The sequence below is a fragment of the Streptomyces actinomycinicus genome (assembly GCF_016741775.1).
GTDB classification, from domain to species: Bacteria; Actinomycetota; Actinomycetes; order Streptomycetales; family Streptomycetaceae; genus Streptomyces; species Streptomyces actinomycinicus.
The window spans coordinates 15,953-41,907 of sequence record NZ_JAERRK010000031.1 but is presented as its reverse complement, the minus strand read 5'-3'; the positions used below and the strand labels follow the sequence as shown (position 1 = coordinate 41,907).

General features: G+C 73.9%; 20 protein-coding genes. 12 read left to right on the top strand and 8 right to left on the bottom strand.

Going from position 1 to position 25,955, the window contains the following annotated elements:
- Positions 1–229: 229 nt before the first annotated feature.
- Entirely contained in the window at positions 230–1,216 is a 987-nt protein-coding gene (locus JK359_RS36270; RefSeq protein ID WP_201843885.1) for a hypothetical protein, read from the bottom strand.
- Between the two features lie 253 nt (positions 1,217–1,469).
- On the opposite strand from JK359_RS36270, the gene JK359_RS36265 reads away from it, so the two are divergent.
- From JK359_RS36265 to JK359_RS36255, 3 genes are read left to right on the top strand one after another with little or no spacing between them, the layout of a single operon-like run.
- Complete coding sequence (locus JK359_RS36265; protein WP_201843884.1) at positions 1,470–2,900, top strand: FGGY family carbohydrate kinase; 1,431 nt, start codon at positions 1,470–1,472, stop codon at positions 2,898–2,900.
- Positions 2,897–4,312 carry an NAD(P)/FAD-dependent oxidoreductase gene (locus JK359_RS36260; protein WP_201843883.1) on the top strand — a complete coding sequence of 472 codons (1,416 nt, stop codon included), beginning with the start codon at positions 2,897–2,899 and terminating at the stop codon, positions 4,310–4,312. Before JK359_RS36265 ends, JK359_RS36260 begins: the two co-directional genes overlap by 4 nt.
- Positions 4,309–5,538, top strand: coding sequence for an NAD(P)/FAD-dependent oxidoreductase (locus tag JK359_RS36255; RefSeq protein ID WP_201843882.1), 1,230 nt, complete (start codon positions 4,309–4,311; stop codon positions 5,536–5,538). The genes JK359_RS36260 and JK359_RS36255 overlap by 4 nt, the downstream gene beginning before the upstream one ends.
- A gap of 63 nt (positions 5,539–5,601) precedes the next feature.
- Here JK359_RS36255 and JK359_RS36250 read toward each other — a convergent pair whose 3' ends face one another.
- Both JK359_RS36250 and JK359_RS36245 read right to left on the bottom strand, forming a co-directional pair.
- The gene (locus JK359_RS36250) at positions 5,602–6,366 is read right to left on the bottom strand and encodes a crotonase/enoyl-CoA hydratase family protein (protein WP_201843881.1); all 765 of its coding nucleotides are present in this window, start codon (positions 6,364–6,366) and stop codon (positions 5,602–5,604) included.
- 46 nt (positions 6,367–6,412) lie between these two features.
- Positions 6,413–7,399 carry a lysylphosphatidylglycerol synthase transmembrane domain-containing protein gene (locus JK359_RS36245; protein WP_372445525.1) on the bottom strand — a complete coding sequence of 329 codons (987 nt, stop codon included), beginning with the start codon at positions 7,397–7,399 and terminating at the stop codon, positions 6,413–6,415.
- Positions 7,400–7,576: 177 nt separating this feature from the next.
- Here JK359_RS36245 and JK359_RS36240 point away from each other — a divergent pair, with 177 nt between their 5' ends.
- From JK359_RS36240 to JK359_RS36215, 6 genes are all read left to right on the top strand, one after another.
- The gene (locus JK359_RS36240) at positions 7,577–9,484 is read left to right on the top strand and encodes an ABC transporter ATP-binding protein (RefSeq protein WP_201843879.1); all 1,908 of its coding nucleotides are present in this window, start codon (positions 7,577–7,579) and stop codon (positions 9,482–9,484) included.
- A 220-nt stretch (positions 9,485–9,704) separates the two neighbouring features.
- Complete coding sequence (locus tag JK359_RS36235) at positions 9,705–11,885, top strand: RICIN domain-containing protein (RefSeq protein WP_201843878.1); 2,181 nt, start codon at positions 9,705–9,707, stop codon at positions 11,883–11,885.
- Between the two features lie 93 nt (positions 11,886–11,978).
- The gene (locus JK359_RS36230; RefSeq protein WP_201843877.1) at positions 11,979–12,515 is read left to right on the top strand and encodes a 2Fe-2S iron-sulfur cluster-binding protein; all 537 of its coding nucleotides are present in this window, start codon (positions 11,979–11,981) and stop codon (positions 12,513–12,515) included.
- Positions 12,516–13,511 (top strand): FAD binding domain-containing protein, encoded by a 996-nt coding sequence (locus JK359_RS36225; protein ID WP_201843876.1) that lies wholly within the window; start codon positions 12,516–12,518, stop codon positions 13,509–13,511.
- A gap of 18 nt (positions 13,512–13,529) precedes the next feature.
- On the top strand, positions 13,530–15,620 hold the full coding sequence (locus JK359_RS36220; RefSeq protein ID WP_201843875.1) for a xanthine dehydrogenase family protein molybdopterin-binding subunit: 2,091 nt from the start codon (positions 13,530–13,532) through the stop codon (positions 15,618–15,620).
- Complete coding sequence (locus JK359_RS36215) at positions 15,617–17,983, top strand: glycoside hydrolase family 65 protein (RefSeq protein WP_201843874.1); 2,367 nt, start codon at positions 15,617–15,619, stop codon at positions 17,981–17,983. Before JK359_RS36220 ends, JK359_RS36215 begins: the two co-directional genes overlap by 4 nt.
- A 23-nt stretch (positions 17,984–18,006) precedes the next feature.
- Here JK359_RS36215 and JK359_RS36210 read toward each other — a convergent pair whose 3' ends face one another.
- Genes JK359_RS36210 through JK359_RS36190 form a run of 5 tightly spaced genes read right to left on the bottom strand, consistent with a single transcriptional unit; the run spans position 18,007 to position 23,403 of the window.
- On the bottom strand, positions 18,007–18,876 hold the full coding sequence (locus tag JK359_RS36210; RefSeq protein WP_201843873.1) for a carbohydrate ABC transporter permease: 870 nt from the start codon (positions 18,874–18,876) through the stop codon (positions 18,007–18,009).
- Entirely contained in the window at positions 18,873–19,835 is a 963-nt protein-coding gene (locus JK359_RS36205; RefSeq protein ID WP_201843872.1) for a carbohydrate ABC transporter permease, read from the bottom strand. Before JK359_RS36205 ends, JK359_RS36210 begins: the two co-directional genes overlap by 4 nt.
- The gene (locus JK359_RS36200) at positions 19,829–21,181 is read right to left on the bottom strand and encodes an ABC transporter substrate-binding protein (protein ID WP_307788433.1); all 1,353 of its coding nucleotides are present in this window, start codon (positions 21,179–21,181) and stop codon (positions 19,829–19,831) included. Before JK359_RS36200 ends, JK359_RS36205 begins: the two co-directional genes overlap by 7 nt.
- A complete protein-coding gene (locus JK359_RS36195) occupies positions 21,178–22,161 on the bottom strand; it encodes a GNAT family N-acetyltransferase (protein WP_201843871.1) in 984 nt (327 codons plus the stop codon). The genes JK359_RS36200 and JK359_RS36195 overlap by 4 nt, the downstream gene beginning before the upstream one ends.
- A 45-nt stretch (positions 22,162–22,206) precedes the next feature.
- On the bottom strand, positions 22,207–23,403 hold the full coding sequence (locus tag JK359_RS36190; protein ID WP_201843870.1) for an exo-beta-N-acetylmuramidase NamZ family protein: 1,197 nt from the start codon (positions 23,401–23,403) through the stop codon (positions 22,207–22,209).
- A 223-nt stretch (positions 23,404–23,626) separates the two neighbouring features.
- Here JK359_RS36190 and JK359_RS36185 point away from each other — a divergent pair, with 223 nt between their 5' ends.
- From JK359_RS36185 to JK359_RS36175, 3 genes are all read left to right on the top strand, one after another.
- The gene (locus JK359_RS36185) at positions 23,627–24,109 is read left to right on the top strand and encodes a hypothetical protein (RefSeq protein WP_201843869.1); all 483 of its coding nucleotides are present in this window, start codon (positions 23,627–23,629) and stop codon (positions 24,107–24,109) included.
- A gap of 197 nt (positions 24,110–24,306) precedes the next feature.
- Positions 24,307–25,113: a LytR/AlgR family response regulator transcription factor gene (locus JK359_RS36180; protein WP_201843868.1), complete on the top strand. Its 807-nt coding sequence runs from the start codon at positions 24,307–24,309 to the stop codon at positions 25,111–25,113.
- A 275-nt stretch (positions 25,114–25,388) separates the two neighbouring features.
- Entirely contained in the window at positions 25,389–25,910 is a 522-nt protein-coding gene (locus JK359_RS36175) for an SRPBCC domain-containing protein (protein ID WP_307788432.1), read from the top strand.
- The last annotated feature ends 45 nt before the right edge of the window (positions 25,911–25,955 follow it).

Below are 25,955 nucleotides of genomic sequence, written 5' to 3'. Positions count from 1 at the left end.
TGGGGGACACGTGGAGACCTCCGGGATCAACGGGTTGTCGAACGGGCACGTTCAGGGGTGGTGCGGAGGGCCGTGCGGGGTGCGGGTGGTGCCGGGGGGCGTGCGGGTGGAACCAGGCGGTGCGCAGGGTGTCGCACAGGGTGGTCCGGGGTGGCGGTCGTGCGGGGGTGGCGCGGAGGGCCGGTCGGGTGGCTGCGGGCGGGGGAATTCCGGGCCGGGGCCGGGACGGTCAGGTATGTGAGCCCTCCCCGGCTGCCCGGCAGCGTTCCCGGGCCTGGACGAAGACCGCCACAGCGCGGTCCCGGTCCGGGGTGCGGTACATCCAGGGCGGCGGTGTGAAGTACGGGCCGATCGCCTCGAAGACCCGGGCCGCGTCGGGGAACTGGAGCGACCCCCACAGGGCGTGGGCCAGGTGGTTGAGGTCCAGCACGGAGCGTTCGGCGCCCTGCGTGTGCGCGAACCACGAGTGCAGGGCGCGCCGCGCCTCGCGGGCCGCCTCCTCCACCACCCAGTGCAGGTCCAGCGCCGCGTCGTGCCCGCTCTCCCGGCGGTAGCGCTCCACCCGGACGTACAGCGGGAGCAGGTGCAGCGCGGACCCGGGCGGGGCCTGACCGGCGGCCCACTGCGCGTACCCGGCCGCCTCCGCCAGCCGGCCCGAACCGCCACGCGCGTAGAGGAACTGCAGCATCCGGTGGTGGGCCTCGCGGTTGAACGGGTCCCGCTTGCCCGCCTCGGCCAGCAGCCCCCAGGGCCCCGGCGGCAGCATCGGCTCCGGCGCCGCCGCCCGGTGCTCCTCCCAGCGCTGCTCCGGATCGAGCTGCGCGAGCGCCAGCAGGCACACCCAGGGCACGGGATCGTGCGGGGCGGCCGCCGTGGCGGACTGGGCGACGTCCCACGCCTCGATCCACAACTCGTGCGTCCGGCGGTGCCGTTCGCGCCGGGCCCGCAGCGCCCGTTCCACGCCGACCCGGGCGTGCATCACCGTCGCGTGCGCGTTCCCCGGTTCCTCGGCGAGCCAGGCCCGCACCACGTCGGTGCCGGCCGCGGCCGCCGCGAGCACCTGGGTGCGCTGGGTCCACTGCCCCCGGTCCGTGGTGTCCGCGAGCAGGGTGCGCATGGCCATCCAGCGACCGGTACGCAGGTCCTGGAGGGCGGCGCGCAGCGCGTGGTCGGGACCGGCGGGGTCGTAGGAGGGACGGGCTCCGTCTCTGGCCATCAGCCGCCCGCCCCGGTCCACGGGCGCAGGGGCGTGCTGGCGGGGTGACGTGGCAACAGCCCTCCCCTGGGCGGTCATGGAGATCTCGCGTGTGGTCGGCGGACACTATAGAGGTGGAGGTACCGACGTACCATTGTTGCCAAGTCAACCATCCGCGGCGCGAGTTGGCCGACCACCGGAGGACCTTGACGCCGGGCCCGGTGCGGCGGCAGGCTGGCGCGGTGATCTTCAGGTCCGGAGCGGAGGACGCACGATGACGGGGCCGGTGCTCGCCGTCGACCAGGGCACGTCCGGCACCAAGGCACTCGTCGTCTGCCCGGAACGCGGCGTCATCGGCACCGGGTTCGCCGAGGTCAGGCCGCGGTACCTGCCCGGTGGGCTGGTCGAGGTCGACCCGGCCGCACTGTACGGCTCGGTGGTCGAGGCCGGAGGCCGCGCGCTCGCCGAGGCCGGTGCGGAGGTCGTCGCGCTCGGCCTGGCCAACCAGGGCGAGACCGTCCTGGCCTGGGACCCCGCCACCGGACGGCCGCTCACCGACGCCCTGGTCTGGCAGGACCGGCGCGCCGAGACCGTCTGCGCCGAACTCGGCGACCACGCCGAGGAGTTGAGGCAGCTGACCGGGCTGCCCCTCGATCCGTACTTCGCCGCGCCCAAGATGGCCTGGATTCGCCGTCACCGCACCGGCGAGGGAGTCGTCACCACCTCCGACGCCTGGCTGGTCCACCGCCTCACCGGTGCCTTCGTCACCGACGCCGCCACCGCGGGCCGTACCCAGCTGCTGGACCTGGACCGCGTCGAGTGGTCCCCGCGCGCCCTCGACCTGTACGGACTGGCCGGCGAGCGACTCCCCGAGGTGACCGACGCGGCCCAACCCGTCGGCACGACGAAGGCGTTCGGCCGCGAGATCCCGGTGACCGGGCTGATCGTCGACCAGCAGGCCGCCCTGTTCGCGCAGCGCGTCACCGGACCCGGCGCCGCCAAGTGCACCTACGGCACGGGTGCGTTCCTGCTCGCTCACTCCGGCGACCGTCCCCGGCGCAGCACCTCTGGCCTGGTCGGCTGTGTGGCCTGGCGGCTCGCCGGACGCACCGGCTACTGCCTGGACGGGCAGGTATACACCGCCGCCTCAGCCGTCCGCTGGCTCACCGACCTGGGCGTCATCTCCTCCGCCGCCGACTTCGATCCCGTCGGCGGAGCCGTCCCCGACAGCGGCGGCGTCACCTTCGTGCCGGCCCTCGCCGGTCTCGCGGCCCCCTGGTGGCGCGGCGACCTGCGCGGCTCCCTCACCGGACTGGGCCTCGACACCACCGCCGGACACCTGGTGCGCGCGCTGTGCGAGGGCATAGCCGCGCAGGTCGCCGAACTCGCCGAGGCCGCCGCCACCGACCTCGGCACCCCCCTGGACACGCTCCGCGTCGACGGCGGCCTCACCCGCTCCGCGCTCCTCATGCAGACCCAGGCCGACCTGCTGCAACGCCCGGTCGAGGTCTCCGCGCTGCCCGACGCCACCGCGCTCGGCGCCGCCGCCCTGGCCCGCCTCGGCGCCGATCCCGGCCTGGGCGTCGAAGCGGCCCTGCCCCACTGGGCACCCGCCGCCGTGTACGAGCCCCGCATCCCGGCCGACCTGGCCGCCGAGCGCCGTGCCGGCTTCCGCAGCGCCGTCACGGCTCTCCTCGGCCCGTGACGGTCACGGCGGACGGCCCGCTCCCGGAGCAGACGTACGACGTGGCGATCGTCGGCGCCGGCGTGGTCGGCTGCGCCATCGCCCGCGAACTCGCCCGCCACCCACGGCTGAGCGTGGCTCTCGTCGAGGCCCAGGACGACGTCGGCCAGGGCACCTCCAAGGCCAACACCGCGATCCTGCACACCGGATTCGACGCGACCCCCGGCACCCAGGAGGCCCGGCTGGTCCGCGAGGGGTACCGACTGCTCGGCGCCTACGCCGCCGAGACCGGCATCCCCGTGGAACGGGTCGGAGCACTGCTGGTCGCCTGGGACGAGGAACAGCTCGCCGCGCTGCCCGGGCTGGCCGCGAAGGCCGGGCACAACGGGTACACCGAGACCCGCCTGCTGGGCACCGCGGAACTGTACGCCCGCGAACCGCACCTGGGTGCCGGCGCGCGCGGCGCCCTGCACATCCCCGGCGAGAGCATCATCTGCCCCTGGACGACCACCCTGGCCTACGCCACCCAGGCGGTCCGCGCCGGCGCCGACCTGCATCTCAACACGGCGGTGCGGCACGTGGCACGGGCGGACGGGCACCGGCTGAGCACGAGCCGCGGCACCCTGCACGCCCGCCGGCTCGTCAACGCGGCCGGACTGCACGCCGACACCCTGGACCGCGTCCTCGGTCACCGGGACTTCACCGTGACACCGCGGCGCGGCCAGCTCCTCGTTCACGACAAGCTCGCCCGCCCGCTCGTGCGGCACATCCTGCTGCCCGTGCCGACCGCCCTCGGCAAGGGCGTGCTGGTCGCCCCCACCGTCTACGGCAACGTCCTGCTCGGCCCCACCGCCGAGGACCTGCACGACAAGCGGGCCACCGGCTCCACCGCCGAAGGACTCGCCGCGCTGCGGGAGCAGGGCCGGCGCATCCTGCCCGCCCTGCTGGACGAGGACGTCACCGCCGTCTACGCCGGGCTGCGGGCGGCCACCGAGCACGAGGACTACCGGATCGCCGCTCACCCCGGGCAGGCGTACGTCACCGTCGGCGGCATCCGCTCCACCGGCCTCACCGCGTCCCTGGCCATCGCCGCCCACGTCACCCGACTCCTCGCCGGCACCGGCCTCGACCTCGGCCCGGCGGCGGACCTGGATCCGCTGACCATGCCCAACCTCGGCGAGGCCTTCCCACGCCCCTACCAACGGCCCGACCTCATCGCCGCCGACCCCGCGTACGGCACCCTGGTCTGCCACTGCGAGCGCGTCTCCCGCGGGGAGATCCGCGACGCCCTGCGCAGTACGGTCCCGCCCCGCACCCTGGACGGCCTGCGCCGCCGAACCCGCGCCCGGGCCGGCCGCTGCCAGGGCTTCTACTGCGGGGCGGCCGTGCGCGAGCTGTTCGAGCGGGGGCAGACCGGAGGGGACACGCCATGACGACAGTGCGCCGCACCGACGTCCTCGTCGTCGGTGCCGGACCCGCCGGGCTCGCCGCAGCCGCGCGGCTGGCCGCCGCCGGTGCCGGACGCGTGGAGGTGCTGGAGCGGGAGACGCAGCCCGGCGGAGTGCCCCGGCACTGCGCGCACGGCGGCTTCGGCACCTGGACCCGCCCGCTCACCGGTCCCGGCTACGCCGCCCTGCTCACGGACGCCGCCGAACGGGCGGGCGCCACGCTGCGGACCGGGACGACAGCGCTGGACTGGGGCACCGGGCCCGTGCTCACCGCCGTCGGCCCCGGCGGTCCGGAGACGATCGAGGCCCGTGCGGTCGTCCTCGCCACCGGTGCCCGCGAGCGCCCGCGCACCGCCCGGCTGGTGCCCGGCACCCGCCCCGCCGGCGTCTGCACCACCGGCGAACTCCAGCAGGCGGTCCACCTGTTCGGGCAGCACATCGGCACCCGTGTGGTCGTCGCCGGGGCGGAGGACGTCTCCTATGCCGCAGCCGGCACCGTCCGCGCCGCCGGCGCCGAGGTCGTCGCCCTGGTCACGGAGCACCCGCGGGCCCAGACCGGCCGCACCAGAGCCCAGGCGGCCCGGCTGGTCCACGGCATCCCGCTGCTGACCGGCACCACGGTCACCGAACTGCTCGGCAGGGCCAGGCTGTCCGGGGTCCGTGTCCGCCACCGGGACGGCCGTACGGCCGTGCTGTCCTGCGACACCGTGGTGTTCACCGGCGACTTCGTCCCCGACCACGAACTCGCCCGGCGCGGCGGCCTCACCCTGGACCCCGGCACCCGCGGACCCGCCGTCGCCGGCTCCCTGCACACCTCGCGGCCCGGCGTCTTCGCCGCCGGCAACCTCCTGCACGCCGTGGAGCCCGCCGGCACCGCGGCCCACGAGGGTGCCCGGGCGGCCCGTGCCGTCCTGGACTTCCTGGCGGGCGCGCCCTGGCCCGGCCCCGGCGTACCCGTCACCGTCGAGGCGCCGCTGCGCTGGATCGCCCCGAACCGCGTCACACCCGGGGCCCGGGCCACCCGCCACGTCCTGCGCACCGGCACTCCGCTGACCCGCCCGGTCCTGTACGTCCGCCAGGACGGCCGTCTGCTGCACCGCGAGCGGCCGCGCCCCGCAACGGTCCTCCCCAACCGCCCCCTCCCGCTCTCCGCCCGCTGGCACGACCATGTCGACCCCGAGGGCGGAGAGATCCGGGTGAGCACCACCTGACCCGCGCGGCCACGGAGGTCCGGGGGAAGCGGCGGCGAAGGCACCGCGGGGGCCCCGAGCGGCTCACAGGCCGGTGAACGAGCCGTGGCGTCCAGAGCCCGCGGCGAAGCGGGCGGCGCCCTCCGCGCTCGCGGCCAGCACGCCCGCCCCGTGCCGGAGTTCACCGAGCAGTGCCGCCTCCTCCGTGAGCCCCTCCTGGTCGAGGACCGACGCACGGTCACTGCGCAGGCAGGCCTGCGGGAAGCGGGCGATCTGCGCCGCGAGCGCCTCGGCCTCGGCACGGGCGCGCCCGCTCGGCACCAGACGGTTGACGAGGCCCATCCCGTAGGCCTCCGGGGCCGGGACCGGGCGGCCGGTGAGGATCATGTCCATGGCCCGGCTGCCGCCGATCAGCCGGGGCAGCCGTACCGTGCCGCCGTCGATCAGGGGCACGCCCCAGCGACGGCAGAACACCCCGAAGACCGCGTCCTCCTCGGCGACCCGCAGATCGCACCAGAGGGCGAGTTCGAGGCCGCCCGCGACCGCGTGCCCGGACACCGCCGCGATCACCGGCTTGGACAGCCGCATCCGCGTCGGCCCCATCGGTCCGTCGCCGTCCTCCGCCACCCGGTTGCCGCGTTCCGTGCCGATGGCCTTCAGGTCCGCGCCCGCGCAGAACGTGCCGCCCTCGCCCCACAGGACCGCCACGCGGGCGTCGTCGTCCGCCTCGAACGCCCGGAACGCGGCGGCGAGACCGGCGGCCGTGGGGCCGTCCACCGCGTTGCGGGCCTCCGGCCGGGAGAGGACGACCGTGGTGACGTACTCCTGGCGTTCCACGCGGACCGGCACGGTGCGTGCTCCTTCTCGGGCGGCGGCTCGAAGGCCCCACTCTGCCTCAGATGACCTTCAGCCGCACCAGCGCCCCCAGCGTCAGCGCCCCCGGCACGAGCGGCACCCACACGGTGATGATCCGGTACGCCAGGACCACCGCCGTGGCCACCGCGGCGGGGCCGCCCACCGCGACCAGCGTCACGATCAGCGCCGCCTCCACGGACCCCAGCCCGCCCGGCGTGGGCACCAGGGCCACCGCCACCGTCGCGGCGAGGTAGGCCAGCACCATGTGCGCGGGCGGCACCGGCAGCCGCAGCGCCTGCCCGACCGCGACGAGCCCCGCCGCCTGGAGCGCCGGGAAGGCCAGCGAGCCGCCCCACAGGGCCAGGGCGCGAGCCGGCCGGGTGTGCACCGACCGCGCCTCGCCGAGGGCGTCCCGCAGGAACGCGACCACGCGCGTGCGCAGCCGTCGTACGAGCGCCACCACGGCCACCGCCGCGACCAGCAGGCCGGCCGCGCCGAGCAGCAGCGGGAGCACCGAGCCGTCCGGCAGCAGGGGCCCGAGCCGCAGCGCGTCCGGGAAGACGATCAGCAGGGCCGCGAGCAGGCCGAGCCGGCCCACGCACTCGGCCAGCAGGTACAGGGCCAGCGCGGCCGAGGAACGGGCGAGCGGTACCCCGCACACGGTCATGAAGCGCAGGTTCACGGCGCCCGCGCCGAGACCGGTCGGCAGCAGATGGTTGGCCGCACCGGCGGCGAACTGGGTGGCCAGCAGCCGCGCCTTCGGCAGTGGCTGCACGACCGCTCCCTGCCGGGTGAACGCGGCGGCCACCCAGGTCAGGCAGGTGGCCCCGGCCGCGGCGAGCAGCCAGGGCCAGGAAGCGGTGCGCAGCTGGCCGAAGCCCTCGGCGAGCACCGAGCGGTGCCGCAGGGCGGCCACGGCCACGAGCACGAGCGGCACCAGGCAGAGCACCTGGCGGACCGGGACGCGACGGGGGAGTCGCCGGGGAAGGCGTCCGCGGGGAAACGGGGGGAGCGGGACGGCGGTCACATCGGCACAGGGTCGCCGGGCCGCGCCAACCGCAGGTGACGGAATCGGGGACGGCGGCTTACAGAGTGAGGTCATCGGGGCCTTCGGGCGGAGTGGCGCCGGTGCGGACGAAGCCGGTGCGGGTGAAATGGCGCGGACATTGACCTCAACGAAGCTTGAGGTTCTACGTTCTGTCGCATGAGCATGGAAACCACCGCATGGATGCAGCTGCACAGCGTCATGAACGCGCAGTCCGAGCACCGCCCCTTCGCGCGCGCCACGCTGCGCCGCATCGCCGCCTTCGCCCGCCCCCACCGCTCCGGCCTCCTCCGGTTCGTGCTGCTCGGGGTGGTGACGGCCCTGCTCGCCGTGGCGACCCCGGTGCTCGCCGGCCGCGTCGTCGACGCGATCGTGGCGGGGCACGACACCGGCGCAGTGGTCCGGCTCTCCCTGCTCATCGCGCTGGTCGCCCTCGTGGAGGCAGGGCTCGGCGTCCTCGCCCGGCGCCTGTCGGCGACGCTCGGGGAGGGACTCATCCTCGACCTCAGAACGGCTGTGTTCGATCATGTGCAGCGCATGCCTGTCGCGTTCTTCACACGTACGCGTACGGGCGCGCTGGTCAGCCGGCTCAACAACGACGTGATCGGCGCCCAGCGGGCCTTCGCCAACACCCTCTCCGGAGTCGTCAGCAACCTGGTCACCCTGCTGCTCACCCTCGCCGTGATGCTCACCCTGTCCTGGCAGATCACCCTGCTCGCACTGGTCCTGCTGCCGGTGTTCGTGCTGCCCGCCCGACGGATGGGCAGCCGGATGGCCGGTATGCAGCGGGAGGCGGCGGCGCTGAACGCGGCCATGGGCACCCGTATGACCGAGCGCTTCTCCGCTCCCGGCGCCACCCTGGTCAAGCTGTTCGGCCGGCCGGAGGAGGAGTCCGCGGAGTTCGCGGCACGGGCCGCCCGGGTGCGGGACATCGGCGTGCGCACGGCCACCGCCCAGTCGGTCTTCATCACCTCCCTCACCCTGGTCTCCGCCCTCGCCCTGGCCCTCGTCTACGGCCTCGGCGGCTGGTTCGCCCTGCGCGGCAGCCTGGAGCCCGGTGCCGTGGTCGCCCTGGCCCTGCTGCTGACCCGCCTGTACGCCCCGCTGACCGCGCTCGCCGGCGCCCGGGTCGAGGTGATGAGCGCGCTCGTCAGCTTCGAGCGGGTCTTCGAGGTGCTGGACCTGAAGCCGCTCATCGAGCAGAAGCCGGACGCCCGCGAGGTCCCCGAGGGTCCGGTGGCCGTGGAGTTCGACGGCGTCCGCTTCGCCTACCCCTCCGCCGACCAGGTCTCGCTCGCCTCCCTGGAGGAGGTCGCCGCGCTCGACACCCGCGGAGGCACCGAGGTGCTGCACGGCATCTCCTTCCGCGCCGAACCCGGCCAGACCGTCGCCCTCGTCGGCTCCTCCGGCGCCGGCAAGTCGACCATCGCGCAACTCCTGCCGCGCCTGTACGACGTCGACGAGGGTGCGGTGCGCATCGGCGGCGTCGACGTCCGGGAGCTGACCGCCGCGTCCCTGCGGGCCACCCTCGGCATGGTCACCCAGGACGGCCACCTGTTCCACGACACCGTGCGCGCCAACCTGCTGCTGGCCCGGCCCGAGGCCTCGGACGAGGAGCTGTGGGACGTCCTGGGCCGCGCCCGCCTCGCCGAGGTCGTGCGGTCCCTGCCCGACGGCCTGGACACGGTCGTCGGCGAGCGCGGCTACCGGCTCTCCGGCGGCGAGCGTCAGCGCATGACCATCGCCCGGCTGCTGCTGGCCCGCCAGCGCGTCGTCATCCTGGACGAGGCCACCGCCCACCTGGACAACACCTCCGAGGCGGCCGTCCAGGAGGCGCTGACCGAGGCCCTGGCGGGCCGTACCGCCGTGGTGATCGCCCACCGGCTGTCCACGGTCCGTGCCGCCGACCAGATCCTGGTCGTGGAGGCCGGCCGGATCGTGGAGAGGGGCACGCACGAGGAGCTCCTGGCGGCGGCCGGCCGGTACGCCGAGCTGCACCGGACCCAGTTCGCCCAGCGGGACGGCGCGGCACCCGGGCCGGTGCCGGCGGACGCGGCGGCGGGGTGAGGGCCGCCCGCCGCATCTGTGCCGGCGGACGCGGCGGCGGGGTGAGGGCCGCCCGCCGCATCTGTGCCCCGGCTCGTCCGCTTTCCTCCCGCGCCTCTTGACGCCAGTGGTCCGGACCTTTAGTTTCACGCCTTAAACAAAGCCTCGCGGGCCCAACGGCCGTCGATCCCCCGGCCGTTGGGCCCGCGCCCACCCCCCACGTGAAAGGCCACCCGCGTCCATGGCCAGACCCCTCCCCGCCGCGGGCTCGCTCGCCGCGCTGTCCCTCGCCGCCGCGCTGCTCACGGCGGCCCCCGCGCCCGCCGCCACCGCTGCCACCGTCCTGCCCACGGGCCTCGCCACCGTTGTCGACGCCGCGAGCGGCAAGTGCCTGGACGCCAGGGGCGCCGCCACCGCCAACGGCACCGTCGTGCAGCAGTACACGTGCAACGGCACCACGGCCCAGCAGTGGAGCTTCACCGACGCGGGCGGCGGTTACGTCCGCATCAACAGCCGCAACGACACCGACCAGGTGGCCGACGTCGCCGACGTGTCCACGGCCGACAACGCCCCGGTCCACCTGTGGACCTACGGCGGCGGCGCCAACCAGCAGTGGCTCCCCGTCGACGAGGGCGGCGGTGCCTTCCACTTCGTCAACCGGGGCAGCGGCAAGTGCCTGGACGACCCCGGCGCCTCGACGGCCGACAGCGTGCAGTTCGTGCAGTACACCTGCAACGGCACCGCCGCCCAGCGCTTCCAGGTGACCCCGGTGTCCCAGAATCCCGACGACCCGGACCTCGGCCCGAACGTGCTCCTGCTCGACCCGTCGATGTCCTCCGCCACCGTCCAGAGCAGACTGGACTCGGTCTTCAGGCAGCAGGAGACCAACCAGTTCGGCTCCCAGCGCTACGCCGTGCTGTTCAAGCCCGGCACCTACAACGCCGACGTCAACGTCGGCTTCTACACCCAGGTCCTCGGCCTCGGCCTGACCCCGGACGCCGTCAACGTCAACGGGGCGGTGCACGCGGAGGCCGACTGGTTCCAGGGCAACGCCACCCAGAACTTCTGGCGCGGCGCCGAGAACCTGTCCGTCACCCCGAAGAACGGCGGCGACCGCTGGGCGGTCTCGCAGGCGGCGGCGTACCGGCGCATGCACCTGCGCGGCAACCTCGCCCTCGACGACGGCGGCTGGTCCTCCGGCGGCTACCTCGCCGACAGCAGGATCGACGGACAGGTGAACTCGGGCAGCCAGCAGCAGTGGCTGACCCGCAACTCCCAGCTCGGCAGCTGGACCGGCTCGAACTGGAACATGGTCTTCGTCGGCAGCCAGGGCGTCCCTGCCACCAGCTTCCCGAACCCGCCGCACACCACCGTCGCGAAGAGCCCGGTCAGCCGGGAGAAGCCGTTCCTGTACATCGACGGCTCCGGGAAGTACCAGGTGTTCGTGCCGGGCACCCGCACCGACTCCACGGGCACCAGCTGGGCGAACGGCACCCCGGCCGGCACCTCGCTGCCGCTGAGCCGGTTCTACGTCGTCAAGCCGGGTGCCACCGCCGCCCAGATCAACGCCGCCCTCGCGGCCGGGCAGAACCTGCTCGTCACCCCCGGCGTCTACCACCTGGACCAGACCCTGAAGGTGACCCGCCCCGACACGGTCGTCCTCGGTCTCGGCCTCGCCACCTTCGTCCCGGACAACGGCGTCACCGCGATGACCGTCGCCGACGTCGACGGCGTCAAGGTCGCGGGCGTGCTCTTCGACGCCGGCACCACCAGCTCGAAGACCCTCGTCGAGGTCGGGCCGGCCGGCTCCACCGCCTCCCACGCGGCCGACCCGACCTCCCTGCACGACGTCTACTTCCGCGTCGGCGGCGCCGGCGTCGGCAAGGCGGCCACCGGCCTCGTCGTCAACAGCAAGAACGTCATCGGCGACCACATGTGGATCTGGCGCGCCGACCACGGCAGCGGCGTCGGCTGGACCAGCAACACCGCGGACACCGGCCTCGTGGTCAACGGGGACGACGTGACCATGTACGGGCTGTTCGTGGAGCACTTCCAGAAGTACCAGACCGTCTGGAACGGCAACGGCGGCCGTACCTACTTCTTCCAGAACGAGATGCCCTACGACCCGCCCAGCCAGTCCTCCTGGATGAACGGCTCCACCCGCGGCTACGCCGCCTACAAGGTCGCCGACTCGGTCACCAGCCACCAGGCGTACGGCCTCGGCAGCTACTGCTACTTCAACGTCAACCCGAGCGTCACCGCCGACCGCGCCCTGGAGGCACCGGACAATCCGAACGTCCGCTTCACCAGCATGGTCACCGTCTCCCTCGGCGGCACCGGCACCATCAGTCACGTCGTCAACAACACCGGAGGCCCCTCGAACGCGACGACCAACGTCGCGAACCTGGTCCGCTACCCGTGAGCCCGGGGGATGACCTCCCGGACGTGTGAGCCGTGCCGACCTGGATACGCGGTCAGCACGGCAGCACCGCCCGTCCGGAAGGTCATCCCTGCCATGACCAGCGCACACGAACCCGGCCAGCACTCCGAGGTCACCCTCCGGGTCAACGGCAAACCCCACACCCTGCTCGTCGACCACCGGCGCGTCCTGCTGGACCTGCTGCGTGAGGACCTGGACCTCACCGGGTCCAAGAAGGGCTGCGACCACGGCCAGTGCGGTGCCTGCACCGTGCTGGTCGACGGGCGCCGCCTCAACAGCTGTCTGCTGCTCGCGGTCACCCTCGACGGCAGCGAGATCACCACCGTCGAGGGCCTCGGCGGGGACGGCGAGGAGCCGCACCCGCTCCAGCGGGCCTTCCTGGACCGCGACGCCTTCCAGTGCGGCTACTGCACCCCGGGCCAGCTCTGCTCCGCCGTGGGCATGCTCGCCGAGGCCGCGGCCGGCCACCCCTCGCACGTCACCGACCCCGCGGCACCCTCCGGCCGGCCCGTGGCCCTGGACCGGCCCGAGATCCGCGAGCGGATGAGCGGCAACCTGTGCCGCTGCGGCGCCTACCCGCGCATCGTCGAGGCGATCGAGGACGTGATCTGAGTGAACGGCTTCGGATACCTCAGGCCCGGCAGCGTCCAGGAGGCCGCCGAGGCGTACGCCGCCCACCCCGGCGCCCGCTACCTCGCCGGCGGCACCAACCTGGTCGACCTGATGAAACTCGGCGTGGAGCGCCCCGCCCTGCTGATCGACATCGGCCGGCTGCCCCTGGACGCCCTGGAGGAGCTGCCCGACGGCTCCCTGCGGGTCGGCGCGACCGTCCGCAACAGCGACCTCGCCGCCGACCCGCGCGTCCGCGACCGCTGGCCGGCCCTCTCCCAGGCGCTGCTGTCCGGCGCCTCCGCGCAACTGCGCAACGCCGCCACCACCGGCGGCAACCTCCTCCAGCGCACCCGCTGCCCCTACTTCCAGGACGTGGACAAACCCTGCAACAAACGGGAGCCGGGCACCGGCTGCGCCGCCCGGGCGGGCGTCCACCGCGACCACGCCGTCCTCGGCCACTCCGAGCAGTGCATCGCCACCCACCCCTCCGACATGGCCGTCGCCCTCGCCGCCCTGGACGCCAGGGTCGAGCTGTACGGCACCGAGGGCACCCGGAGCATGCCGGTGGCCGACTTCCACCGGCTGCCGGGCGAGCACCCCGACCGGGACACCTGGATCCGCCCCGGCGAGCTGATCACCGGGGTGCTGCTCCCGGCCGCCACCGCCAGAGTGCCGTCCGCCTACCGCAAGGCCCGCGACCGGGCCTCGTACGCCTTCGCCCTCGCCTCCGTGGCCGTCGCCCTGCGGGTCACGGACGGCATCGTCGACCAGGTCGGAATAGCCTTCGGCGGGCTCGCCCACCGCCCCTGGCGGGCCCGGCACACCGAGCTGGCCCTGCTCGGCGGCCCAGCCGGCCCCGACGCCTTCGAAGGCGCCGTGGCGCTCGAACTCGCCCACGCCGAGCCACTGCGGGACAACGCCTACAAGGTGTCCCTCGCCCGCAACCTCGCCCTCGACGTCCTGAACCGCCTCGCCCCGGCCCCCGCACCGGCCTGAGCCGCCACAGGAGGACCCATGACCGGCACCACGACCGGCACCGCCCTGGGCGCACCCGCCGAGCGCCGGGAAGGCCGCCAGAAGGTCACCGGCGCCGCCCGCTACGCCGCCGAGTACGCACTGCCCGGCCGCACCCACGCCTGGCCCGTTCCCGCCGCCGTCGCCCGCGGCCGGATCACCGCCGTCGACACCTCGGCGGCCCTCGCCCTGCCCGGCGTCCTCGCCGTCCTCACCCACACCGACGCGCCCCGGCTCGCCGAGCCCGAGGACGGCACCCTCGCCGTCCTGCAGGGCCCCGCCGTACCGCACCGCGGCTGGTGCGCCGCCCTGGCCGTCGCCGAGACCCCGGAGCAGGCCCGCGCCGCCGCCCGGGCCGTCCGGGTCACGTACGACACCGCACCCCACGACGCCGAACTCACCGAGGACCACCCGGCCGGCTACGAGCCGGAGCAGGCCGGCGGCCAGCCCGGCCGCGCCGAGTACGGCGACCCGGTGGCCGCCTTCGCCGGGGCCGAGGTCCGCGTCGACGTCACCTACCGGATCCCGCCGCTGCACAACCACGCCATGGAGCCGCACGCCACCACGGCCCAGTGGGACGGGGACCGGCTGACCCTGTACACCTCCACCCAGGGCGGAACGACCGTGCGGTCCGTGCTCGCCCGGCTGTTCCGGCTGCCCGAGGAGGACGTCACCGTCGTCGCCGAGCACGTCGGCGGCGGCTTCGGCTCGAAGGGCACCCCGCGCTCCGACGTCGTGCTCGCCGCGATGGCCGCCCGGCACACCGGCCGGCCCGTCACCCTGGCCCACCCCCGCCGGTCACTGCCCACCGTCGTCGGCCACCGCGCCCCCACCGTGCAGCGGCTGCGGCTCGGCGCACACCCGGACGGCCGGCTCACCGCCCTGCTGCACGAGGTGACCACCCACACCTCGCGCGTGAAGGAGTACGTCGAGCACGCCGCGGGTGTCTCCCGGGTCATGTACGCCACCCCGAACCTGCTCAGCTCCCACCACGTGGTGCCGCTGGACGTGCCCACCCCGTCCTGGATGCGGGCACCCGGCCACGCGTCCGGCATGTACGCCCTGGAGTCCGCCGTGGACGAACTCGCCCACGCGCTCGGCATGGACCCGGTGGAGCTGCGTCTGCGCAACGAACCGGAACGGGAACCGGTCAGCGGCAGACCGTTCAGCAGCCGGCACGTCGTGGAGTGCCTGCGCGAGGGCGCCCGCCGCTTCGGCTGGGCCGGCCGCGACCCGAGCCCCGGCGTCCGCCGCGAGGGCCCGCTGCTGATCGGCACCGGCGTGGCCGCCGCCACCTACCCGGCCATGGTCTCCCCGTCCACCGCCAGCGCCGAGGCCCGGCCCGACGGCACCTTCGTCGTCCGGGTCAACGCGGCCGACATCGGCACCGGGGCGCGTACCGTCCTCGCACAGATCGCCGCCGACGCCCTCGGCGTGCCCCTGGACCGGGTGCGCACCGAGGTCGGTCACACCGATCTGCCGCCCGCGCCGATGGCCGCGGACTCCTCCGGCACCGCCTCCTGGGGCTGGGCCGTGCACGAGGCGTGCACCCGGCTCGCCGCCCACCCCGAAGAGGGCCCGACGGTCCGCGCGGACACCACCGGAAAGGCCGACGCCGACAGCCCCTACGCACGGCACGCGTTCGGCGCGCACTTCGCCGAGGCCGCCGTCGACACCGTCACCGGCGAGATCCGGGTCCGCCGGCTCCTCGGGATCTTCGCCGCCGGCCGGATCCTCAACGCCCGCACCGCACACTCCCAGTTCACCGGCGCCATGATCATGGGCCTCGGCATGGCCCTCACCGAGAGCAGCACCCTGGACCCCGCGTTCGGCGACTTCCCCGAGGCCGACCTCGCCTCCTACCACGTGCCCGTCCACGCCGACATCCCGGACATCGAGGCCGACTGGATCGACGAGCACGACACCCACCTCAACCCCATGGGCAGCAAGGGCATCGGCGAGATCGGCATCGTCGGCACCGCGGCCGCCCTCGGCAACGCCGTCCACCACGCCACCGGCATCCGCTTCCGGGAACTCCCCCTCACCCCCGACCGGATCCTCGCCGGCCTGCTGTCCGAGAGACGACGGTGACCGGACCCACCTGGGAGTACGACGGCTACCGGCCCGCCGAGGAACGCCTGCGGGAGTCCCTGTGCACCCTGGGCAACGGCTACTTCGCCACACGCGGGGCGCTGCCCGAGTGCACCGCCGACGACGTCCACTACCCGGGCACCTACGCGGCCGGCGGCTACAACCGGCTCACCTCCGAGGTCGCCGGACGCCGGGTCGAGAACGAGGACAACGTCAACCTGCCCAACTGGCTGCCGCTGCGCTTCCGGACCGCCGGCGGGGACTGGCTCACCCCGGACACCACCGCCGTCACCGAGCACCACCAGATCCTCCACCTCGACCCCGGACTGCTGGAGCGCCGTACCCGCTACCCACTCGGCGACGGCACACTCCTCGTCCGGCAGCTGCGCCTCGTCCACCTGGACGACCCCCACCTCGCCGCGCTGCGCACCGAGTTCACCGCTCCGGACCACCCGGTCGACCTGGAGGTGGAGGCCGCCCTCGACGGCACCGTCACCAACTCGGGAGTGGCCCGCTACCGGGACCTGGACGGCAGGCACCTCATCCACGTGCACACCGGCACCGCCGCGCCCGGCACGGTGTGGCTGCGCTGCCGTACCCGCACCTCCGACCTCAGCCTCGGCCTGGCCGCCCGGCTCACCGCGGAGGGCACGCTGACGCACGCCAACGAGACCCACCGCGCCGTACAGCGCCTGCGCCTGCACCTGCCGCCCGGCGGGACCGTCACCGTCGACAAGACCGTCGCCCTGCACACCTCCCGCGACCCGGCCATCAGCGACCCGCTGCGCGCCGCAGTCGACCGGGTCCGCGCCGCACCCGGATTCGACGAGCTGCTCCGGACACACCACGCTGCCTGGGAACAGCTGTGGCGGCGCACCGCGCTCGAGGTGCCCGGCGAGGCGGGCAGCATCCTGCGCCTGCACCTCTTCCACGTGCTGCAGACCCTCTCGCCGCACACCGCCGACCTGGACGTCGGCGTCCCCGCCCGCGGACTGCACGGCGAGGCCTACCGGGGCCACGTCTTCTGGGACGAACTGTTCGTCCTGCCCTACCTCAACCTGCACCTGCCCGAGGTCTCCCGCGCCCTGCTCCGCTACCGCCACCGCCGCCTGGACGCCGCCTGCCACGCCGCCCACGGCATGGGCCGGCGCGGCGCGCTCTACCCCTGGCAGAGCGGCAGCGACGGCCGCGAGGAGACCCAGCAGCTGCACCTCAACCCGCGCTCCGGCCGCTGGCTGCCTGATCACACCCGGCTCCAGCACCACGTCGGCTCGGCCGTGGCGTACAACGTCTGGGAGTACTGCGAGGCGACCGGCGACACCGAGTTCCGGCACGGCGAGGGCGCCGAGATGCTCCTGCAGATCGCCCGCTTCTGGGCCGACTCGGCGGTCTGGGACGACCACCTCGGCCGGTACCGCATCCGGGGCGTGGTCGGCCCCGACGAGTACCACGACGCCTACCCCGGCGCCGCCCTGCCGGGCCTGGACGACAACGCGTACACCAACGTCACCGCCGCCTGGGTGCTCAGCCGCACCCTGGAACTGATGGACAGTCTGCCCGAGCCGCGACGCCGCGAACTCACCGAGCACACCGGCCTGGCGGAGGACGAGCCCGCCCGCTGGGAGGAGGTCTCCCGCAAGCTGCACATCCCCTTCCACGACGGGGTGATCAGCCAGTTCGACGGCTACGGCGACCTCGCCGAGCTGAACTGGAAGGGCTACCGCGAGCGGTACGACGACATCCGGCGCCTGGACCGGATCCTGGAGGCCGAGGGCGACACCGTCAACCGGTACAAGGCGTCCAAGCAGGCCGACGTACTGATGCTCGGCTACCTCTTCTCGCCCTACGAACTGCGTCGTCTGTTCGAGCAGCTGGGTCATCCGCTCGACGAGCACACCTGGTCCGCGACCGTGGACCACTACCTCCACCGCACCAGCCACGGCTCCACCCTCAGCGGCCTGGTCCACGGCTGGATCCTGACCCGCGCCCGCCGCGCGGACGCCTGGGCCTTCGTCCAGGAGGCGCTGCGCGGCGACATCGCCGACCTCCAGGGCGGCACCACCGGCGAGGGGATCCACCTCGGCGCGATGGCCGGCACCCTCGACCTCGTCCAGCGCGGACTGACCGGTCTGGAGGCCCGGGGCGGCGGCCTGTGCTTCGACCCGGTCCCGCTGCCGGAACTCTCCTCCTACGGCTTCTCCCTGCGCTACCACGGCCACTGGGGCGTCCACCTGCGCCTGCGCAGCGGCCTGCTGGAGATCGCCGTACCGGACTCCGACCAGCCGCCCATCGACGTGCGGCTGCGGGACCGTGTGGTGCCGGTGCGGCCGGGGGAGACGGCCCGGCTGGTGCTGCCGGACTGACGCGAGGGCGCCCCGGGGCGTCGTCACTTCAGGCCGCTGAGCATGACCCCGCGGACGTAGTGCTTCTGCAGCAGCAGGAAGAGGACCAGCACCGGCAGGATGCTCAGCACGAGGCCGGCCATGACGACGGGCATGGTGCGCGCCGGGTCGACGTAGTCCTGCAGGAGCTGGATGCCGACGGGCAGGGTCATCACGTCCGGGTCGGCAGTCGAGACGAGCAGCGCCCAGATGTACTCGTTCCAGGCGTCGACGAAGGTGAGCAGCCCGAGTGTCACCAGCACCGGCTTGGTCTGCGGCACCACGATCCGCCACCACACGGTGAACTCGCCGGCCCCGTCGATGCGGGCGGCCTCCAGGACCTCGTCGGGGATCGCGACCACGAACTGGCGCATCAGGAAGATCCCGAAACCGCTGACGAGGAACGGCATGGTGAGGGCCACGATGCTGACGGTCAGTCCGGCGCCGCCGCGCCCGAACAGGTCGTTGCCGCCGGCCAGCGGCCAGTGCACCAGGATCAGGAAGTGCGGCACGAAGAACAGGAACGGCGGGAACATCATCGTCGACAGCACGAGACGGAAGACGAAGTCCCGCCCCCGGAAGCGGAGTTTGGCGAGGGCGTAGCCGGCGAGGGACGACGTCAGCAGCACCGACCCGGTGATCAGGGCGGTGGCGACGAGGCTGTTGCGGAAGAGCACCGGCAGGTTCAGCTGGCCGATCGCCGCACGGTAGTTGGCCAGGCCGAAGGCCTCGGGCAGGAACCGGTAGGGCAGCCTGCCGGCCTCGCCCGGCCCCTTGAAGGACGTCATCACCATGTCGAGGAACGGCACCACCGTGAGCACGGCACCGGCCACGACCACCAGGTACGAGACCCACGGGAACCGGCGGCGCCTCACGCGTCCTCCCCCTTGCGACGGAAGATCCACAACTGCACGAGGGTGACCGCGAGGACCACCACGAACAGCACGAACGCGGCAGCGCTCGCCGTGCCCCAGTCGCCGTAGCTGAACGCCTGCCGGTACATCTCCAGCGCGGCCACGTCGGTCGCGTCCCCCGGGCCGCCCTTGGTCATCACGACGATCAGCGCGAACGACTGGAGCCCGGTGAGGAACTGGGTGATGCACACGAACAGCAGGGACGGCCGCAGCAACGGCAGCGTGATCCTGACGAAGACGGTGAGGGGCCCGGCGCCGTCGAGCGCGGCGGCCTCGTAGTACGACCCGGGGACCGACTTCAGCCCGGCGGTCAGGATGAGGACGGCGGAGCCGACGGAGGCCCAGGCCTGTACGACCACGACCGCGGGCAGCGCCGTGTCCGGATCCTGGAGGAAGGCCACGGAACCGAGACCGGCGGCGTTGAGGACCCCGTTGACGAGTCCGCCCGGCTCGTACATGTACTTCCACACGTTGCCGACGGCGACGACGGTGGTGACGATCGGCAGGAAGTACAGGGTGCGCCACAGCCCCTGGAACCGCAGTTTGTCGATGCAGGTGGCGACCAGCAGCGAGCCGGCGAGCGCGAGGGCCACGGTGCCCAGGGCGAACAGCAGCGTGTTGGTGAGGACCGGCGCCAGGAACGTCGATCCGTCCGCGAAGAGGCGGGCGAAGTTGTCCAGGCCGACCGGGTCGATGCCGCCCAGGTCGAACCCGGCCCAGCGGGACATCGACAGCAGCAGGGCGAAGCCGAGCGGCAGCACCAGGAACACCGCGAAGAACAGCAGTGCCGGCGCCAGGAAGAGGTAGGCGACGACCGCCTGGCGGCGCCGTGCCCTGCCGCGCGCGTCGGCCGCGCGGCGTCCGGCGGTCTCCGGGGCGCGGGCCCGTCCGGTCGTCCCCGGCGCCAGCACGTTCACCATGAGCGCGACACCTCCTGGTCGACCTGGCGGCGGGTGGTGCGCAGGGCTTCCTCGACCGACCGCTGCCCGGTCCACACGGCCTCGATGTTCTTGCGCAGCAGCGACTTGGCCTGCTGCGCGCCCGGTACGTTCGGCTCCGGCACGGCGTACGCCAGCGCCTCCAGGAACGGACGCAGGTTGGGATCGCCGCCCCTGCCCAGCAGCGTCCGCATGTCGTCGGCGCGGCCGGTCAGGGTGCCCACCGACACCTGGAGGCGGCTCATCCGGGTCGCCTTCGCGCCCCGGGCGCCCGTCTTCTCGGTGTTGAGCCAGCGCAGGAACTCCCACGCCTCGCGCGGGTGCCGGCTGGCCGTGCCGACCCCCAGCATGAAACCGGTGGAGAGGGTGGCGGGCTCGTCGTCCGTCTCGGGGACGGGCACGGGCGCGACGCCGACCTCGCGGTAGTCGCCGCCCATCAGGGACTTCAGGCTCCCGGTCCACCAGCCGGCGCTCACCACCATGGCCACCTGCCCGGACGGGAACGCCCGGTAGACGTTGACGCCTGGGGCGCTGGCACCCGCGGTGACGAGACGCCGTTCCAGGTCGAACACGGCCCGCCCGGCCGGCGAGTCGATGGCGGTGCTCCTGCCGTCCGCGGAGACGAACCGTCCGCCGGCGGCGTTCAGCAGGGCCAGTGTCTGACCGACGGTGGTGGAGTCGTCGTAGGTCGACAGCCCGAACCCCTGGACCAGCGTGTTGCCGTACCGGTCCCGCTTGCTGGTGCGGTACGCCGCCTCCTCCAGCTCCCGCCAGGTCCGCGGAGGTCCGGGGAAGCCCGTCTCGCGCAGCAGCCGCTTGTTGTAGTAGAGGGCGTACGTCTGCACCTCGGTGGGATAGCCGTACACCGTGCCGCCCACCGACGCGGCGCGCACCGCGGCCTCGCTGTAGCCGCGCCGGATCTCCTCGGCGTGCTCGGGAGGAGCGGGCCGCAGGACGCCGGCCCGGACGAGCTGGCCGTTCCACAGGCAGTACGGGTGGATGATGTCGGCGCCCAGGCCGGCGGCCTGCCGGACCATGAAGGTGGTGAGCAGGTCGGAGAACTCCACGGCCTTCGTCCGCACCTTCACCCGGTCGTGGGCGGCGTTCCACTCGTCCACCGGGCCCTGCAGGGCGGCCTTGAGTTCCCCGCTCGCGTAGTGCGAGAGCAGGGTGAGGACGATCGGGTCCCCGGGCCGCCCGGTGCCCTGGTGCGGTGCGGCGCACCCGGAGGCGAGCAGGGCGGAGGGCAGCGCGAGGGTGAAGCGGCGGCGGCTCAGCGGCCCCTCGTGGCGGTGGCCGTCGCGGACCGTGCGGCGGGCCGGCGTCACCGGGCGGCCTCCCGGCGCAGGACGCGGAACACCCGGGTCGTGCTGAAACCGGCCTTGCGGTACAGGTGGCCCGCGGGAGAGCGCTCGCCGGTCCACAGGAACCACGCGGAGTGCGCCCCGCGGGCCCTCATCCGCTCCAGGACCAGGTGCAGCAGGACCTTCCCGAGCCCGGTGCCGCGCATCTCCTCCAGCACGCCGAACGGGCCGAACCGCTCGACCGCCGACTCGTACGCGCCGTGCATCGCCCAGCCGACCAGACGGCCCGATGGTGCCCGGGCGACGACGATACGGTCGAGCGGCGTGCCCGCGGTCAGACACTCCCGGATCGCGCGCGCCCAGTCCGGGGTGAAGTGGTTCCCGGCGAGCGCGACGAGGTCCACGAGGTCGTCGTCGGTCGGCGTGCCGAACCGGTGACCCTGCGCCGCCAGTTCGTCCCTCCGGCACGCGACGTCGTCCGGGAAGCGGTAGCCGACCAGGCCGCGGTCCATCGCCGCCGCCTCGTACAGCGTGCGGAAGCCCAGGGAACCGAGGAGCGCGGCAGCCTCCGGGTAGGCCGCGGCGTCCAGGCCGGGAAGGAGGTAGTTCGGGGTGTACGAGGAGAAGTCCACCCGGGTGCGGCCGTGGCCGTGCAGCCAGTCGAGGGCGTCGGTCAGCAGCCGGCGCCCCAGACCGCGCCCGCGGGCGGCCGGGTCGACGAAGAAGAACGGGAGCCAGCCCTGCTCCGGTTCCAGGTCGGTGCCCGTGACCGGGGTCAGCCGCCGCACCGCGTAGGCGGCGCCGACGACGCGGCCGGCGTCGACGGCGACCCGCAGGCCCTCCGGATCGAAATTGGCGTCGAGCAGCACCAGGGAGCGGAAGCGGTCCGCGCTGATCGGGTCGGCCGGTGCACTCCGCCGCCACGCCTCCACCAGCTGCGGGCCGTCGCCCGGGCGGAAGCCACGCACCGCTGCCCGGGACGTCGTCGTGGTGCGCTCGGTCATCGACGCGGTCGTCCTTCCATGCGCGGACCACGCGGCCCGGCGGTCTCAGCGGTAGAGCAGCACGTCGTCGCCGGCCCACCGGCCGGGCGGCGCCGGGGGAGCGCACAGCGGCAGCGGGTCGTCGCCCGCGTCGAGTGTGCGCCGCAACCGGTCGGAGCCCCACAGCAGGTCGATGAAGTGCCGGTGGCCGGTTCCCTCCGCTCCGCCGTCACCGGTGTGCCAGGCGAAGTCGTCCGGGTAGAGGCGCCGTAGCGTGGCGAGCATCGCGACGGCGGTGCGTACGGGAGCGAACGCCGTGCGGTCGGTGACGTGGAGCTGGACTCCGCGCAGCGGCCGTCCGGCGTGCTTGTGGAAGGTAGGTACGTACCGCAGATCACGGAAGTGCACTCCGGGCAGGGCGAGTTCGGTGAGGGCGGGCACGAACCGCGCGTCGATGTAGGGGGCCCCGACGATCTCGAAGGGCTGCGTGGTGCCACGGCCCTCCGACAGATCGGTGCCCTCGAACAGGCAGGTGCCGGGGTAGACGGCGGCCGTGGCCGGTGTCGGGATGTTCGGCGAGGGCGCGACCCAGGGCAGGCCGGTGGCGTGCGCGTCCATCGCGCGCCGCCAGCCGACGGCTTCGACGACCGTCAACTCGGCGGGTGTGTCCGCGACGTGGGGAACGGCCGTGGAGTTGAGGTGCCGGGCGAGTTCACCGCAGGTGAGGCCGTGCCGGACGGGGATCGGGGCACGCCCGACGAAGCTGGCCCACGCCGGGTCGAGCAGCGGGCCCTCGCTGACGAGCCCACCGAGGGGATTGGGCCGGTCGGCGACCACGAACCGTACGCCGGTGCGAGCCGCGGAGGCCATCAGGTCGAACATGGTCCACACGTAGGTGTAGAACCTGGCCCCGATGTCCTGGAGGTCGTACACCAGCGCGTCGACACCGCTGTCGATCAGCAGTTTGTCGAGGCGTTCGCCGCTGATCCGGTAGGTGTCGTGGACCGGCAGGCCGGTGGCGGGGTCGGCCCGAGCGGCCTCGCTCTCACCGGCCTGGCCGGTGCCGTGCAGCCCGTGTTCCGGGCCGAACAGGGCGACCAGCCGCGCACCGGCCTCCAGCAGCGCGGGCGCGGCCGGACGCAGGTCGGGGAGGACGCCGGTGTGGTTGGTCACCAGCCCGAGCCGGCCGGGCCCGGCGAGCCCGGGCGACGCGTGCAGCCGCGCGATACCGGTCGTCACCGCGACGCGGTCGTCCGTGCTCATCCGTGGGGCCCCGTCTGCCGGTGACATCTCGAAGCGAAGCGATTGCCCGAAATTTACTGGCATGTCGCGGAATTTAGCAATGACCTGCCGACGGGGTGCGCCGCGGCGTGTGCCATGACTCTCCAGCACAGGGCATGGACATGATGGCCCGCACCTGTGAAGATCCTCTGGACTTTGTCGAGCATGTGTAATGTCGCGTACGTGTAAATCGGGGTTCCTGTACATGAAGAAGGCGTCGGCTCCGGCCCTGTCCGTGGTCGCGGTGCTCGTCCTGGCGGCCTCGGCGCTCGTCTGGTGGCTGCTGCGCGTCCCCGCTCCCTACGCGCTGAGCCGGACTCCGGAGGTCGAGGTCACCGTGCGCCCCGTGAAGTCCCGCTATCCCGAGGCCGGGGAGGTCGCCGGCCAGGTCGACCTGCTCCTCAAGGTGTACGTCCAGCGTCTGGAGGCGGGTGACACCGCCGAGCTGTCCGAGCTGGGCGCTCCCTGGTACACCGGACGGGACGCGGCCGCACGGAAGCTGATCACCCGTTACGGCGCGCACGCGGGCGACGCGGTCCAGGCGGTCGTGCAGGACCCCGCCGTGCCGAACCTGGCCAGCGTCGAGCTGCGCTTCGGCGACGGGCAGCGGCAGACGCTCGGGCTCAGCCGCGATCACGACGACGTGTGGTGGCTGCAACTGGGGGACGGCGACCCGGTGGCGCCGTAGGCGGTCGCCTCGGAGCTGCCTGACGAGCCCTCGCGGCTTCCCGGCCGGCCGACGCGACGGGCCCCGGCGTCCGGACGGCCGGTCGGTGTGCGGCTCTTGCCCGGATCCCCGCGTCGCCCGCACAGTGATGATCCCGCCGTCCCCCCGCACCGCGCCCGGGGCGGGGGAGCGGCCGAGGGCGAGAGGAGCTGCCGGACATGGGGGTGACCGACGTGCCCTTGCGCGTCCTGGCCGTGGACGACGAGGAGCCCGCGCTCGAAGAGCTGCTGTACCTGCTGGGCGAGGACCCGCGCGTCGGTACCGTCGTGCCCGCCCAGGAGGCCACCGAGGCGCTGCGCAGGCTGAGCCGGGCCATGGAGGAGCGCCCGGACGGCACTGAGGGTTTCGACGTCGTCTTCCTCGACATCAACATGCCCGGGCTCAGCGGCCTCGAACTGGCCCGGCTGCTGGGCGGGTTCGCCGACCCGCCCCTGATCGTCTTCGTCACCGCCCACGAGGACTTCGCCGTACGCGCCTTCGACCTCAAGGCCGTCGACTACCTCCTCAAGCCCCTCCGCAAGGAGCGCTTCGCCGAGGCCGTACGACGGGTCGCCGAGCTGGTCAGGGCCGGGCAGGGGCCCCGCCCGGCCGCCACCGCGGCGGCCGGGCCCGCCGTGGTGCCCGTCCACGGCGACCAAGTCCCGGTGGAACTGGGCGGGGTGACCCGGTTCGTCCCCGTCGCCGACATCACCTACGTCGAGGCACAGGGCGACTATGCGCGGCTGCACACCGGCCGGGGAAGCCACCTGGTGCGCATCCCGCTGTCCACCCTGGAGGAGCAGTGGCGCTCGCGCGGCTTCGTACGGATCCACCGCAGCCGTCTCGTCGCCCTCGGCAGGATCGAGGAACTCCGCGTGGACGGAGGCAATCTGACCGTCCGGATCGGCGACCGGATCCTTGCCGTCAGCCGCCGCAACGCCCGCGAACTGCGCGACCTGCTGGCCGTCCGCGCGGGCCGCTCCTGAACCCCAACCGGCTTGCACACGGCCTGTGTTACGTTGAGCCCATGGACGCTGCTGGTCGCGCCACCCAGTCGGAATCCGGGGAAACGGGTCAGGCACGGGCCGTGGAACCCGGACAGGCGGTAACCGGGGAACCCGGGCAGGCGGCAGCTGCGGAAGCCGGGTCGGCGCACCTCACGGGAGCCGGTGGGGCTGCGCACCCCACGGGAGCCGGAGGGGCGGAAGCCGCGGGCGCCGGAGGGGCCACGGGCGGTCCTGCCGGTCACGCCGTGCCGCCCGTGCTGCACGGCTCCTTCTCGCTCGGCCGGGACTTCACGGTGCCGCGGGCCCAGGTCTTCCGGGGCTTCGCCGACCCGGCCCTGCGCCGGCGCTGGTTCCGGCTCCCCGGCAGCTCCGCCCGCGCCGAGCACGAGCTGGACTTCCGGGTCGGCGGTGGCGAGACCGCCCGCAACGTGTTCGTATCCGGTGAGACCGAGGAGCGCCTCGCCTACCGGTCCCGGTTCCTCGACATCGTGCCGGACACCCGGATCGTCCACGTCTACGAGGCGGAGGTCGACGGACGCCGCCGCTGGATCTCCCTCGTCACCGTCGACCTGGCCGACGAGGCCGCAGGATCCCGGCTGACCTGGACCGAGCAGTACACCTGGCTGGTGCCCACCGGCGACGGCAGCCAGGACCTCGACCACCTGCGCGGCGGCACCCGGCTCCTGCTCAACGGCCTGACCACCGTGGTCGACCCCGACCGCTACCGCGTCCCGCGCCGGGAACCGGCACCGGCCGCCGGCCGGCAAGGGCGGTGACCGGCGCCCCTCGAGGCCGTACGGTCCGGCCGGCCCGTGCCCGGG

Coding starts and splice junctions, on each gene's coding strand:
- JK359_RS36265 (WP_201843884.1), top strand. CDS start 1,470: ATGACGGGGCCGGTGCTCGCCGTCGACCAGGGCACGTCCGGCACCAAG.
- JK359_RS36270 (WP_201843885.1), bottom strand. CDS start 1,216: ATGGCCAGAGACGGAGCCCGTCCCTCCTACGACCCCGCCGGTCCCGAC.
- JK359_RS36185 (WP_201843869.1), top strand. CDS start 23,627: ATGAAGAAGGCGTCGGCTCCGGCCCTGTCCGTGGTCGCGGTGCTCGTC.
- JK359_RS36235 (WP_201843878.1), top strand. CDS start 9,705: ATGGCCAGACCCCTCCCCGCCGCGGGCTCGCTCGCCGCGCTGTCCCTC.
- JK359_RS36205 (WP_201843872.1), bottom strand. CDS start 19,835: ATGGTGAACGTGCTGGCGCCGGGGACGACCGGACGGGCCCGCGCCCCG.
- JK359_RS36240 (WP_201843879.1), top strand. CDS start 7,577: ATGAGCATGGAAACCACCGCATGGATGCAGCTGCACAGCGTCATGAAC.
- JK359_RS36195 (WP_201843871.1), bottom strand. CDS start 22,161: ATGACCGAGCGCACCACGACGACGTCCCGGGCAGCGGTGCGTGGCTTC.
- JK359_RS36190 (WP_201843870.1), bottom strand. CDS start 23,403: ATGAGCACGGACGACCGCGTCGCGGTGACGACCGGTATCGCGCGGCTG.
- JK359_RS36220 (WP_201843875.1), top strand. CDS start 13,530: ATGACCGGCACCACGACCGGCACCGCCCTGGGCGCACCCGCCGAGCGC.
- JK359_RS36180 (WP_201843868.1), top strand. CDS start 24,307: ATGGGGGTGACCGACGTGCCCTTGCGCGTCCTGGCCGTGGACGACGAG.
- JK359_RS36230 (WP_201843877.1), top strand. CDS start 11,979: ATGACCAGCGCACACGAACCCGGCCAGCACTCCGAGGTCACCCTCCGG.
- JK359_RS36255 (WP_201843882.1), top strand. CDS start 4,309: ATGACGACAGTGCGCCGCACCGACGTCCTCGTCGTCGGTGCCGGACCC.